This is a genomic window from Vibrio sp. 10N.286.52.F8 (assembly GCF_041468745.1).
GTDB lineage: Bacteria > Pseudomonadota > Gammaproteobacteria > Enterobacterales > Vibrionaceae > Vibrio > Vibrio crassostreae_C.
In genome coordinates this window covers 403,808-417,166 of record NZ_JBFRJF010000010.1, presented here as the reverse complement: position 1 = coordinate 417,166, position 13,359 = coordinate 403,808, and the positions used below count along the sequence as shown (strand labels likewise).

The 13,359-nt window shown below is 46.2% G+C and carries 10 protein-coding genes; 9 read left to right on the top strand and 1 reads right to left on the bottom strand.

What is annotated here, in order from left to right; all coding sequences use genetic code 11:
* Positions 1 to 20: 20 nt before the first annotated feature.
* From lepA to acpS, 7 genes are all read left to right on the top strand, one after another.
* Entirely contained in the window at positions 21 to 1,814 is a 1,794-nt protein-coding gene (gene lepA, locus AB4133_RS05965; protein ID WP_017059045.1) for a translation elongation factor 4, read from the top strand.
* A 97-nt stretch (positions 1,815 to 1,911) separates the two neighbouring features.
* Complete coding sequence (gene lepB, locus AB4133_RS05960; RefSeq protein WP_017059044.1) at positions 1,912 to 2,808, top strand: signal peptidase I; 897 nt, start codon at positions 1,912 to 1,914, stop codon at positions 2,806 to 2,808.
* A gap of 26 nt (positions 2,809 to 2,834) precedes the next feature.
* Positions 2,835 to 3,512 (top strand): ribonuclease III, encoded by a 678-nt coding sequence (gene rnc, locus AB4133_RS05955; protein WP_017059043.1) that lies wholly within the window; start codon positions 2,835 to 2,837, stop codon positions 3,510 to 3,512.
* Positions 3,505 to 4,476, top strand: coding sequence for a GTPase Era (gene era, locus AB4133_RS05950; RefSeq protein ID WP_017059042.1), 972 nt, complete (start codon positions 3,505 to 3,507; stop codon positions 4,474 to 4,476). The genes rnc and era overlap by 8 nt, the downstream gene beginning before the upstream one ends.
* A gap of 102 nt (positions 4,477 to 4,578) precedes the next feature.
* The gene (gene recO, locus AB4133_RS05945) at positions 4,579 to 5,307 is read left to right on the top strand and encodes a DNA repair protein RecO (protein WP_019826299.1); all 729 of its coding nucleotides are present in this window, start codon (positions 4,579 to 4,581) and stop codon (positions 5,305 to 5,307) included.
* On the top strand, positions 5,304 to 6,041 hold the full coding sequence (pdxJ, locus tag AB4133_RS05940) for a pyridoxine 5'-phosphate synthase (RefSeq protein ID WP_017059040.1): 738 nt from the start codon (positions 5,304 to 5,306) through the stop codon (positions 6,039 to 6,041). The genes recO and pdxJ overlap by 4 nt, the downstream gene beginning before the upstream one ends.
* 69 nt (positions 6,042 to 6,110) lie before the next feature.
* On the top strand, positions 6,111 to 6,491 hold the full coding sequence (gene acpS, locus AB4133_RS05935) for a holo-ACP synthase (protein WP_017059039.1): 381 nt from the start codon (positions 6,111 to 6,113) through the stop codon (positions 6,489 to 6,491).
* A 125-nt stretch (positions 6,492 to 6,616) separates the two neighbouring features.
* Here the strand turns inward: acpS and barA are convergent, their stop codons facing one another.
* Positions 6,617 to 9,430: a two-component sensor histidine kinase BarA gene (gene barA, locus AB4133_RS05930; protein WP_017059038.1), complete on the bottom strand. Its 2,814-nt coding sequence runs from the start codon at positions 9,428 to 9,430 to the stop codon at positions 6,617 to 6,619.
* Between the two features lie 165 nt (positions 9,431 to 9,595).
* Between barA and rlmD the strand changes: the two genes are divergently transcribed.
* A complete protein-coding gene (gene rlmD, locus AB4133_RS05925; protein ID WP_136978438.1) occupies positions 9,596 to 10,915 on the top strand; it encodes a 23S rRNA (uracil(1939)-C(5))-methyltransferase RlmD in 1,320 nt (439 codons plus the stop codon).
* A 134-nt stretch (positions 10,916 to 11,049) separates the two neighbouring features.
* Positions 11,050 to 13,272 carry a GTP diphosphokinase gene (gene relA / locus AB4133_RS05920; protein WP_017059036.1) on the top strand — a complete coding sequence of 741 codons (2,223 nt, stop codon included), beginning with the start codon at positions 11,050 to 11,052 and terminating at the stop codon, positions 13,270 to 13,272.
* Positions 13,273 to 13,359 lie beyond the last annotated feature (87 nt).

The window sequence follows — 13,359 nt, the reverse complement described above, 5'->3', positions numbered from 1 at the left end:
AGTTTAGTCACACCAAGCCTATGAAGCACATTCGTAATTTTTCGATTATCGCCCACATCGACCACGGTAAGTCGACCCTTTCTGACCGCTTAATCCAAGTTTGTGGAGGATTAAGTGAACGTGAGATGGCAGCTCAAGTCCTCGATTCTATGGATATAGAACGCGAGCGTGGTATTACAATTAAAGCGCAGAGTGTGACTTTAGATTACAAAGCTAAAGATGGTGAAACTTACCAACTTAACTTTATCGACACTCCTGGACACGTAGACTTCTCTTACGAAGTATCTCGTTCTCTAGCGGCTTGTGAAGGCGCACTACTTGTAGTGGATGCTGGCCAAGGTGTTGAAGCACAAACTCTAGCAAACTGTTACACAGCAATCGAAATGGAACTGGAAGTAGTGCCAATCTTGAACAAGATTGACCTACCAGCTGCTGAACCAGAACGTGTTGCTGAAGAAATCGAAGAGATCGTTGGCATCGATGCGATGGAAGCGACTCGCTGTTCTGCGAAAACAGGTTTGGGTGTTGATGATGTTCTAGAAAACATCGTGACGGCAATCCCGCCACCGGAAGGTGATCCTGAAGCGCCTCTACAAGCGTTGATCATTGACTCTTGGTTCGATAACTACCTTGGCGTAGTTTCTTTGGTTCGTATCAAAAACGGTAAGCTGAAGAAGAACGATAAGATCAAAGTAATGTCGACAGACCAAGTATGGGGTGTTGACCGTCTAGGTATCTTCACGCCTAAGCAAATCGATACTACAGAGCTAAATACTGGCGAAGTAGGTTGGGTTGTTTGTGGTATTAAAGACATCCTAGGTGCACCGGTTGGTGATACGTTGACGCTTGCAAAAGGCGGCAGCACTGAACGTCTACCTGGTTTCCAAAAAGTGAAGCCTCAGGTATACGCTGGTCTATTCCCTGTATCATCTGATGACTACGAAAACTTCCGTGACGCGTTAGGCAAATTAAGCCTGAACGATGCATCACTGTTCTTTGAACCAGAAAGTTCAGCAGCACTTGGTTTTGGTTTCCGTTGTGGCTTCTTAGGAATGCTTCACATGGAGATCATCCAAGAGCGTCTAGAGCGTGAATACGACCTAGACCTAATCACAACTGCTCCAACAGTAGTGTATGAAGTTGTAAAAACAGATAAAACGGTTCTTTACGTTGATAGCCCGGCTAAACTGCCAGCGGTTAATGACCTAGAAGAAATTCGTGAGCCAATTGCACGCTGTAATATTCTGGTACCTTCGGATTACCTAGGTAACGTAATCACACTGTGTGTTGAGAAGCGTGGCGTACAAGTAGACATGGTCTACCACGGTAACCAAGTTGCTGTGACGTACGATCTTCCTATGGCAGAAGTAGTTCTAGACTTCTTCGACCGTCTGAAGTCAACGTCTCGCGGCTATGCATCATTGGATTACAACTTCCAACGTTACGAGCCATCAAACATGGTACGTGTAGACGTACTGCTGAATGGCGAAACAGTTGATGCACTAGCTATCATTACGCACAAAGATATTGCTCAGTCTCGTGGTCGTCTACTGGTAGAGAAGATGAAAGAATTCATCCCTCGTCAGATGTTCGATATCGCGATTCAAGCAGCGATTGGTAACCACATCATTGCTCGTTCTACAGTGAAACAACTGCGTAAGAACGTAATCGCAAAATGTTACGGTGGTGATATCAGTCGTAAGAAGAAACTTCTTAAGAAACAAAAAGAAGGTAAGAAGCGTATGAAGCAGATCGGTAACGTTGAACTGCCTCAAGAAGCTTTCCTTGCAATCCTTCATGTTGGCAAAGATTAACTTTATCCAGCATTAAACGAATAATTGAAAGTGAAAGAGTAGCTCGCTACTCTTTCACTTTCGTTATTTTTAAAGAAATGAAATTTAAGGGATATCAATGGCTAATACATTTTCGCTTATCTTAGTGATCGTAACTCTAGTGACCGGCATTGTATGGGCGTTGGAAAAGTTTGTGTGGGCGAAGAAGCGCCAGCAAAAACTTGCTGACGTTGAAGCACAATCGAATGGCCTAGACGCTGAAACCAGCGCAAAAGTTACGGCTCAGCCTTGGTGGGTTGAGAACAGTGTGTCCATTTTCCCGGTAATTGCATTTGTTTTGATCTTGCGTTCATTCATCTATGAACCGTTTCAAATCCCTTCTGGCTCGATGATGCCAACCCTTTTGGTTGGTGATTTCATCTTGGTAGAGAAGTACGCGTACGGTCTAAAAGACCCTGTATGGCGCACTCAATTGGTAGAAACAGGCAAGCCAGAACGCGGTGACTCAATCGTATTTAAGTACCCACCTCAGCCAAACATCGACTACATTAAGCGTGTTGTTGGTATGCCTGGTGACACTATTCGCTACAGCAGTCGTAAAGAGATCTGCATTCAGGCGAAGGGTACAAGTAGCTGTGAACCAGTGAAACTAAGTAATGTTAAAGAGAGCCAATTTATTCAAGATGGTGTGCCTCTGATTCAGCTGAACGAACAGCTTGGAGACGTAGAGCACCAGATTTTAGTTAACCCATTGCGCCGCGATCGTGTGCAAGCATATCAGCCTCGCAATGGTGTTAACGAATGGGTCGTTCCAGAAGGCCAGTACTTTGTGATGGGTGATAACCGTGACAACAGTGCCGATAGCCGTTACTGGGGCTTTGTCCCTGAAGCAAACCTTGTTGGTAAGGCCGTTGCTATTTGGATCAGCTTCGAATTCGAACGCGGTTCAGACAGTGTACTTCCAACATGGATTCCTACTGGTGTGCGTTTTAATCGCATCGGTGGGATTCATTAATCGATCACATAACACATCGAGAGAGCATGAATTCTCCAATTGATAAACTAGAGAGAAAGATTGGCTATCAGTTTAATGATGCCGATCTTATCCACTTGGCGCTGACTCACCGCAGCGCCGCAGGTAAACATAACGAACGTCTTGAGTTTCTGGGCGATTCAATTTTAAGTTTTGTTATCGCTGATGATCTTTACCACCGTTTTCCTAAGGTAAACGAAGGTGATATGAGCCGCATGCGCGCAACATTAGTACGTGGTCATACATTGGCAGAACTAGGTCGTGAATTCGAACTAGGAGATTACTTAAAATTAGGTCCAGGTGAGTTGAAGAGTGGCGGTTTCCGTCGTGATTCTATTCTAGCGGATGCGGTTGAAGCGATCATCGGCGCTGTCTATTTAGATAGTGATACCGAGACGGTTCGCGGCATTATTTTAAGCTGGTACCAATCTCGCCTAGATGCTATTCAGCCTGGAGTATCTCAAAAAGATCCGAAAACTCGCCTACAAGAGTTTTTGCAAGGTCGAAGAAATCCTCTACCTGTCTACACAGTGACTAATATTAAAGGTGAAGCACACAACCAAGAGTTTACGGTTGAGTGTGAAGTGGCAGGTGTGGATAAACCTGTTATCGGTAAAGGCACTAGCCGCCGCAAGGCAGAACAAGCGGCTGCTGAAACAGCATTAGAGCAACTAAGCAATGTCTGATAACAACCAAGATTTCGATATCGATGCATTCTTTTCATCTGATAGCAAAAAAACAGGCCTACCGGAAAACCAACACTGTGGCTTCATCGCTATTGTCGGTCGCCCAAATGTAGGTAAGTCGACGCTTCTGAACCATATTCTGGGTCAGAAGATTTCTATTACATCACGTAAACCACAGACGACACGTCACCGTATTATGGGCGTTGAAACTGAGGGTGATTACCAAGCGATCTTTGTTGATACTCCTGGACTTCATATTGAAGAAAAGCGTGCCATCAACCGCTTGATGAACCGTGCGGCGAACAGCTCATTGAGTGATGTAAACCTAGTATTCTTCCTTGTCGATGGTACTCACTGGACTGACGACGATGAGATGGTTCTGAACAAACTGAAGAAGACTGACTTCCCAGTTGTACTTTGCATCAACAAAGTAGATAACGTTCAAGACCGTACTAACGTGATGCAGCACATGATGGAAGTCTCTAAGAAGATGGACTTCATTGATGTAGTGCCAATCTCAGCGAAGCAAGGTAAAAATATTGATGTACTGCGTAAGCACGTACGTGAACATTTACCTAAAGCGACACACCACTTCCCTGAAGAATACGTGACTGATCGCTCGCAACGTTTTATGGCCTCTGAAATTATCCGTGAAAAGCTGATGCGCTTTACGGGTGACGAGCTACCTTACTCGGTAACGGTTGAAATCGAACGTTTCGATTACAACCCAGATAACGATGGCTTCCACATCAATGCACTGATTCTTGTTGAGCGTACAGGCCAGAAGAAAATGGTGATTGGTAAAGCGGGCGAGAAGATCAAAACGATTGGTCGTGAAGCGCGTATCGATATGGAAGAGCTATTCGGCCGTAAGGTTTACCTAGAGACTTGGGTCAAGGTTAAATCTGGCTGGGCTGATGATGAGCGTGCACTTCGCTCGTTAGGCTACATCGACGATCTATAATATATTGAACGTCACTTTCTGAGATTAAGAAAGTTGAACTGAAGATAAATCCAAGAGAGAGTGCGAACTCTCTCTTTTTGTATCTGTAATAAGGGTAAGTGATTGAGCGAAGGGTTACAGCGATGCTTTGTGTTGCACCGTCGACCATACAGTGAGTCGAGCCTGATCTTGGACGTCTTCAGCGAAGAGTTCGGTCGGGTGACGTTGATGTCTAAAGGCGCTCGCAGCAAGCGTTCCAATTTGAAAGGTGCATTACAACCTTTTACGCCGCTATTGCTTAAGTGGTCTGGTAATGGTTCGATGAAAACCTTACGCCAAGCTGAACCCATCAGCTTGGGGCTCCCTCTCGCCGGTATTAATCTGTATTCAGGCATGTACGTGAACGAGCTTATCGGTCGGGTATTGATGGCGGAAGTACCGATGCCTGCACTTTTTCACGACTATCTTCATGCTTTAACAGAGCTGGCGCATAATGATAATCCTGAGCCAGCACTGCGTCGCTTTGAGCTGGCTCTATTATCTGCTATGGGTTACGGCGTCGACTTTTTACACTGCGCGGGCACTGGCGAAGCGATTGATCCGAGCATGACTTATCGCTATCGAGAGCAGAAAGGTTTCATCGCTTCAGTACGTCGAGATAACCTGACTTTTATGGGCGATGAACTTATTGCAATCAGCGAACGTAGGTTTATCACTAAAGAGCAGTTAAAAGCGGCAAAACGCTTTACACGCATAGCCTTAAAGCCGTATCTTGGCGGCAAACCATTAAAAAGTAGAGAGCTATTTATGCCAACAATAGCCCTCTCCAGAGCACGGAGTATTGGAAAATGAGCTCAATCCTTTTAGGCGTTAATATCGACCATATTGCAACACTACGTAATGCACGTGGTACTAAATACCCAGATCCAGTACACGCAGCTGAAATCGCTGAACGTGCTGGTGCAGATGGCATTACTATTCACCTGCGTGAAGACCGTCGTCACATCGTTGATCGCGATGTGCGTATTCTGGCTGAAACACTTCAAACTCGCATGAACTTGGAGATGGCCGTAACGGACGAGATGGTTCAAATTGCACTCGATACTAATCCTGAGTTTGTTTGTCTGGTTCCTGAAAAACGTGAAGAGCTAACCACTGAAGGTGGCTTGGACGTAGTTGGTCAACTAGAGAAGATCAAAGCGGCGACACAAAAACTGTCTGCAGCAGGTATCAAGGTATCTCTGTTTATCGATGCTGACCGTGAGCAAATCGATGCTGCAAAAGCGTGTGGCGCACCGTTCATTGAACTGCACACGGGTCACTATGCTGATGCTAAGACAGAAGAAGATCAACAAGACGAGCTTAAGAAGATCGCAGCAGGCGCAAGCTATGCAGATGACTTAGGTATCACAGTCAATGCGGGTCATGGTCTGACTTACCACAACGTAGCACCGATTGCGGCACTTCCAGAGATCTACGAGCTGAACATCGGTCACTCGATCATGGGACGTGCAGTGTTTGATGGCTTAAACAAAGCCGTTGCAGACATGAAAGCAATCATGGAAACAGCACGTAACAACGCTTAGTTCGGCAAGTCGTCGGCACTAAGCGATGTACAGTTAATCATTAGACAGAAGTTAAGTAGTAGAGGAAACATGGCAGTTGTTGGATTAGGTACAGATATCGCAGAAATCGAACGTGTCGAGAAGGCGCTGTCGCGAAGTGGCGACGCTTTTGCTCAGCGTATTTTGACGGATTCTGAGTTTGAAGTATTCCAACAGTTGAAGCAAAAAGGCCGTTACCTTGCAAAACGTTTTGCTGCTAAAGAAGCTGCATCTAAGGCGTTAGGTACGGGGATTGCGCTGGGTGTTACCTTCCACGACTTTGAGATTTCAAACGATGAGCATGGTAAGCCAGTATTGAGCTTACACAAGAAAGCGCGTGAAATCGCAGAGGCGAATGGCACAACATCGATTCATCTGACTATCTCGGATGAGCGTCACTACGCTGTGGCAACGGTGTTACTCGAATCGTAAACAGATTATCGCGACTTTATATCTAGTGCTCTTGGCTCTAGACAGAAAAAAGCAGAGCTCATGAGCTCTGCTTTTTTATTGGCGGGTAAACCCTCTAAAGAATACTAGTGAGTAACAAGTACCCGCTAGGCCTTCGCCTGTTTCAAGTAGTGAATCGCGGTTGCTTGAACCTTATCTAATTCATCCTGAAGCTCGAAAAGCTCAGGTTCAATGTCTTCAACAGAAGTACCTGAACGCAGCTCTTTCTCTATTGTCGCACATACCGATTTTAGCCTTGGTACGCCGCTGTACGAGCTGCTGCCATGCATCTTGTGAATGATGTGTATCAGCTCTTCAACTGGATAGTCACTGTCTTCTATCGCTTTGTCTGCTGCCTCATACACCTCTGGAATAAAGTCGACGAGCATTTGCAGCATATCGCGTGCGAGGTCTTCTTTATTGGCGGCTTGTTTCATCGCAGCTTGCCAATCAATGATGATGTTTGTGTGCACGCTGGCTTCAGTTTCTGACACCGGACCGTTGTCGACTTCAGCAGAGACCGCTGGGTGGTCTGGATCTATTTTTTCGATGAGCTCAACCTCAGAGGTCGAGCTCCAATGAATCAGAACCTGCTGTAAAACATGCTCTTCAATAGGTTTGGTTAGGTAGTCATCCATGCCCGCTTCAAGTAGTCGATCTCGTTCGCCAATCATTGCATGCGCGGTTACGGCTATCACAGGTGTGTTCGCATTGTTCGCCAGTTTTTTGATGTTCTGGCAAGCGGTCACACCGTCCATCTGTGGCATTTGAATATCCATGAAGATGATATCAAATGGCGTCTCTGTCGCTTTGTCTATCGCCTGCTGACCACTGGTACAACTGATGACGGTTTCTACACGCTCTTTAAGCAGCGCGGTAATCAACTTAAGGTTGGCTGGGTTGTCGTCTACTGCCATCACAGTAAGCGGTAACTTCTCTTCAGAATGCGTTTCAATCGCTGGTGCAATCAAGGTAGGTGCCTGATTCGATACCAGAGTTTGCAGCAACTTCTTACGAGAAAGAGGCTTGGTGATGCACTGAACATCGACCTCTTTCATTAGTTGCTCACCCAACGCTAGCTCGGTACTTGGTGTACCAATAATCACGTTTTGAGCAATCTTCTTCGCACCGATCGCCCAACCACTCACAGTATCAAATTGATACTCTTGGTTGGCGGCTAGGTTAAGCAGAACGTAGTCATACGAGGTCGTCTCATCTGGCATCACCGAACGATACGTTACCACTAAGCCTTCTTGGGTTAGGATTTGCTGAGTAATCGATGCCGCTTGCATGTTTGGCTCGATAAGCAGCAGTTGTTTGTCTTGCAGACACTGCGTCTCAATCAGCTCTGTCATCGGCATATCAGTCGTTGATAGTCTCAAGGTGAACCAGAAGGTAGAGCCTTGGTGAAGACGACTGGTTAGGCTGATCTCTCCGCCCATTTGGCTGACCAGTTTTTGGGTGATAACCAGACCTAAGCCTGTACCGCCGTAACGACGAGAGATACTTGCATCGGCTTGGCTGAAAGCTTGGAAAAGCTGAGCTTGTTGACGCTCAGAAATACCAATACCCGTATCGCGAACCATGAATTGCAGCTCGATGTTGTCTTCACTTTGTGAGCGAAGCTCAACGCTGATATCAATGTTGCCGCGTTCGGTAAACTTGATTGAGTTACCAACAAGGTTGGTTAGGATCTGCTGAATACGCAGTGGATCGCCCACCACACCTGGCGGTACTTTAGGGTCGATCTTCAGTGTCAGTTCTAGGCCTTTCTCATGAGCGTTGGTTGCTTGAAGGTTTACTACCTCTTCAAGGCTGGCTTGGAATTCAAATGGGATGTTCTCTAGGGCTAATTTACCGGCTTCAAGTTTCGAGAAGTCCAAGATATCGTTGATGATGCTAAGCAGGTTGTTTGCCGAGCGTTCAATGGTTTGTAGGTAATCGGTTTGACTGTTCGATAGGTGAGTCTTGAGCATTTGACGAGTAAAGCCAATCACACCGTTCAGCGGCGTTCTCAATTCGTGAGACATATTCGCTAAGAACTCAGACTTAACACGAGCCGCTTCTTGAGCGCGTTTCTTCGCGATGTCTAACTCAACGTTTTGAATCTCTAGCTGTTCAAGAGTTTCACGCAAATCTGATGTGGCCTGGTCGATACTGTGCTGCATCTCGACGTGATACTCTGATAGCGATACCGCCATCGCATTGATACCGTTTTTCAGCGAGTCTAGCTCACCATGCATCTTACCTTCGATACGCACATCTAGGTGACCTCGACGAATTCGGTCGACCATGTTTTTCATGTGTGTGATCGGTTGAGTGACATCGTGCATTAAGCGGAACGCAAACACGCCCGATAAACCAAGCCCGAGAATCAACACTAAGAATGCAGAGAACACTTCTTGATATTGCTGCAATCGAAGTGATGAAAGATCTAATTCAATCGCAATGTAGCCGATCGCTTGATTAGCTTGAGACTGACCGTTGGCTGAATTGATGTACTGGCCTTCGGCGATGATAGGTGTCCGCAGAATCAGCGTATTATCGAGAAGGTTCGATGAGCTTAAATGCGGGATCGGTTTATCTTTGGGGTAGGTCAGGCTTTCAAAATCGGGGTGGAAATTTGAGGTTACAAACAACTCATGACGCTCATCAAACACCGCGATACTGCGCACTAGCTTAGAATTCTTTCGATGAGCATAGCTAATAAGCTGACGAACAGACTCTCGACTTTCGAGCTTCATGCCTGATTCACTCGTAATCGCAAGTGGCTCAATGATGCTAGTACCAGTGTTAACCACTTGACCTTCAAGGTCTTGATAGCGGTTAAATGAGAAAAATGCACTCAATAGCAACCCAATAATCAGGGTTGGAGCTAGAGTTAAGGTAATTACACGGGCTCTTAAGCCATATCTGGTCATGTTCTTTAATTACATCGAGGTCTGGATATGGGAAAATAACGCACACAATGGCGGTTAAGTGAACGGTAAGCTTAATCAAAGCCGTGACGTTCGACAATGATTCCAAGACATAATAGTGAGTCCTGGATACCAATTACTTATTAAAAGATACATTAGGCACAAGCAATGGCACGTTTTTTCCAACCAAAAAAGAAAACTCAACTCGAGACCAAGCATCAATCGGTTTTGGTTGAACGAATGGATCACAATGGCGCTGGCATCGCTTATCAAAAGAATAAACCGGTTTTCATTGATGGCGCATTGCCCGGTGAGCAGGTGGTTATTCAACTTACTGAGAGCAAAAGTAAGTTTTCGCGAGCTAAACTCATCAAGTTATTGAAGCCGAGCGAGCAGCGTTTAAAGCCGTTTTGTAAGCACTTTAATCAGTGTGGTGGCTGTCACCTTCAACACCTAGGTTACTCTTCTCAGGTTGAGCATAAATCGCAATCTCTGACGCACCTGATGAGCCAATACCAAACGGCGAACACTGAAGTTGCACAACCTATTGTCGGTGATGAAACCGGTTATCGACGTCGCGCACGTATCAGCCTATTTGTTGATAAGAAGACACAACAGCTTCAATTCGGTTTCCGTAAGAAGCAGAGTAAGCAGATTGAAAACATCACCGACTGTGCCGTGCTTGATCCTCGCCTTAATGTGTTGCTGCCAAAACTGAAAAATTTACTGAACACTTTCAACAGCCTTACGTCTTTAGGACACGTTGAATTGGTGTTGGGCGATACTGGCCCTGTTATGGTTCTACGTCACCTTAAGCCTTTAGTTGAAAAAGATGAGCAAGCGCTGATTGCGTTAGCAAAAGAAGAAGGCGCTACGCTGTACTCGATGCCTGAAACCGATAAGTTGGCCCGTCTGGTTGGTGATGCGCCTAGCTACAGCGAAACTGGCGTGACGTTACCGTTTGAGCCAAACCACTTTATCCAAGTAAACCAGAAAGTGAATCAGCAGATGGTGGCTCAAGCGATTGAGTGGCTAGAACCTCAAGCGGATGAGCGAGTGCTAGACCTGTTTTGTGGTCTCGGTAACTTTAGTCTGCCTATCGCGCAACAATCGGCGTTTGTGGTTGGTGTAGAAGGCGTTGATGAAATGGTTCAGCAAGCCGCATCTAATGCAGCGTTAAACCAGTTAAGCAATACGGAATTTTACCAAGCTAACCTTGAAGAAGACTTATCTTCACAGCCTTGGGCAAAAGAGAAATTCGATAAAGTATTGCTTGACCCGGCACGTGCGGGAGCGAGTGGGATCGTTGATCAAATTTCAGCGTTAGGAGCGAAGCGTGTGGTTTATGTTTCGTGTAATCCTGCTACTCTAGCTAGAGATTCTGAGAGCTTAGAAAAACAAGGCTATCAATTAGCCAAACTGGGTATGTTGGACATGTTCCCACACACCAGTCATCTAGAATCGATGGCTCTCTTTATCAAGGCTTAGAGGCCCTTAAACAAGGCTTCAAATGAATCACAAAGGCGCAGGGAAGCCTGCGCTGATATCAATATGGTCGAACTAACTTGGAACCAGTTAGTCATATTGAATTGGGTATAAAACATAATAACTAGGAAGGCATGATGGTTGCGGTACGAAGCGCACATTTAAACCCAAGCGAACAGTTTGAGCTAGAAAGTTGGATTGCGTCATTGAATCAAGACGCAAAAACCTCGAATAAACTGATTAAAGTTTATCGTCACTGTGAAGAACTTTTAAAAGATCACGAGCAAGCATCGCTCTTGCTTTGGCGTGGCCGTGAGATGATCGAAATCTTGGTCACCTTGTCCATGGACCGTGCCACTTTAATTGCTGCACAACTTTTCCCCGTCGTCTCAAGCGGCGTTTTTGAGCGCGAAGCGTTTGAAGAAAGCTACGGTAAAGAAACCGTAAAGTTGATCGATGGCGTTGAAGAAATGGCGGCCTTAGGCCAGTTAAACGTGACCCTTGAAGGCAGTGCTGCCTCGGGTCAAGTTGATAACGTTCGACGCATGCTACTGGCTATGGTCGATGATTTCCGCTGCGTAGTCATCAAACTCGCTGAACGAATCTGTAACCTTATCGAGGTAAAAAAAGCGCCTGATGCTGTGCGTCGCGCGGCCGCAAAAGAGTGTTCTAACATCTATGCCCCACTGGCAAACCGTTTAGGTATCGGCCAACTTAAGTGGGAAATCGAAGATTACGCATTCCGCTACCAACAACCAGATACCTACAAGCAGATTGCAAAACAGCTGTCTGAGCGTCGTATCGTTCGTGAACAATACATCACAGATTTCGTTGATGATTTAACCGCAGAAATGCAGCGTTCAAACATCAATGCTGAAGTGAGTGGCCGACCAAAACACATCTACAGTATCTGGCGCAAAATGCAGAAGAAAGGCTTAGCCTTCGATGAGCTTTTTGACGTACGAGCAGTACGTATTATCGCTGACCAGCTGCAAGACTGTTACGCCGGCCTTGGGGTGGTACACACTAAATACAAGCACCTCCCGAGCGAATTTGATGATTATGTGGCGAACCCTAAGCCAAATGGTTACCAGTCGATTCATACCGTAGTACTTGGCCCTGAAGGCAAGACCATTGAGATTCAGATCCGTACTAAGCAAATGCACGAAGACTCTGAGCTTGGTGTGGCGGCGCACTGGAAGTACAAAGAAGGAGCTTCAAGCGGCCGTAGTGGCTACGATGAGAAAATCACTTGGTTGCGTAAACTTATCGACTGGCAAGAAGAGATGTCGGACTCTGGCGAGATGCTGGATGAGGTACGTAGCCAAGTCTTCGATGACCGTGTATACGCATTTACTCCACGTGGTGACGTGGTCGACTTACCAATGGGCGCAACCCCGTTGGATTTCGCCTACCACATCCACTCGATGGTCGGACACCGCTGTATCGGTGCCAAAGTAGCGGGGCGTATCGTACCGTTCACTCATAAACTATCGATGGGCGATCAAGTTGAGATCATCACGCAGAAAGAGCCGAACCCATCTCGTGACTGGTTAAATCCAACCACAGGTTTTGTTCATTCTGGTCGAGCTCGAGCGAAAATCAACGCTTGGTTCCGCGCACAAAGCCGTGAGAAAAACCTAGAAGCGGGTCGTGATATCCTGGAAGTTGAGCTAGCGAAAGTAGGCGCAACCCTAAAAGATGCTGATCAATACGCACTAAAACGCTTTAACGTGAATACGCCAGACGAACTCTATGCAGGTATTGGTAGTGGCGACTTGCGTATTAACCAAGTGGTTAATCACATCAATGCGCTAGTGAATAAGCCAACGGCGGAAGAAGAAGACAAGAAAGCGCTAGAGAAACTGCTTGAGTCGGAAAACAAGCCGGCACAACAGAGTCGTCCGAAGAAAGATGCGGTAGTGGTTGAGGGCGTTGATAACCTAATGACGCACCTAGCGCGTTGCTGTCAGCCAATCCCAGGTGATGTGATTAAAGGTTACATCACTCAAGGTCGTGGTATCTCAGTGCACCGCGCTGACTGTGAACAGCTAGGCGAGCTAAGCGTGCATGCGCCAGAACGTATCATTGATACCGTTTGGGGTAATGGCTTTGTCGGCTCATACATCCTAACGCTGCGTGTTGAAGCGCTAGAACGTAATGGCTTGTTGAAAGACATCACCTCACTGTTCTCGAACGAGAAGATCAGTGTGACCACAATGAAGAGCCGCATCGACTACAAGCGTCAGCTATCGGTAATGGATTTCGATTTGGAAGTGACCAATATTGAAATTCTGAGTCGCGTTACCAGCCGAGTAGAACAAATCAAAGATGTTATGTCAGTCAAAAGGTTGGGGTAGGCCAAAATACTATCCACGTCATTCCCTACAGTGAGGGACGAACGTGATAGGGAATCTCGTAAAGCGATTTGAGATCCCCAACTCGCT

What these genes read in the sequence shown, in the direction of transcription:
- lepA (WP_017059045.1), top strand. Translation starts at nt 21, where the DNA reads ATGAAGCACATTCGTAATTTTTCGATTATCGCCCACATCGACCACGGT.
- lepB (WP_017059044.1), top strand. Translation starts at nt 1,912, where the DNA reads ATGGCTAATACATTTTCGCTTATCTTAGTGATCGTAACTCTAGTGACC.
- rnc (WP_017059043.1), top strand. Translation starts at nt 2,835, where the DNA reads ATGAATTCTCCAATTGATAAACTAGAGAGAAAGATTGGCTATCAGTTT.
- era (WP_017059042.1), top strand. Translation starts at nt 3,505, where the DNA reads ATGTCTGATAACAACCAAGATTTCGATATCGATGCATTCTTTTCATCT.
- pdxJ (WP_017059040.1), top strand. Translation starts at nt 5,304, where the DNA reads ATGAGCTCAATCCTTTTAGGCGTTAATATCGACCATATTGCAACACTA.
- acpS (WP_017059039.1), top strand. Translation starts at nt 6,111, where the DNA reads ATGGCAGTTGTTGGATTAGGTACAGATATCGCAGAAATCGAACGTGTC.
- barA (WP_017059038.1), bottom strand. Translation starts at nt 9,430, where the DNA reads ATGACCAGATATGGCTTAAGAGCCCGTGTAATTACCTTAACTCTAGCT.
- rlmD (WP_136978438.1), top strand. Translation starts at nt 9,596, where the DNA reads ATGGCACGTTTTTTCCAACCAAAAAAGAAAACTCAACTCGAGACCAAG.
- relA (WP_017059036.1), top strand. Translation starts at nt 11,050, where the DNA reads ATGGTTGCGGTACGAAGCGCACATTTAAACCCAAGCGAACAGTTTGAG.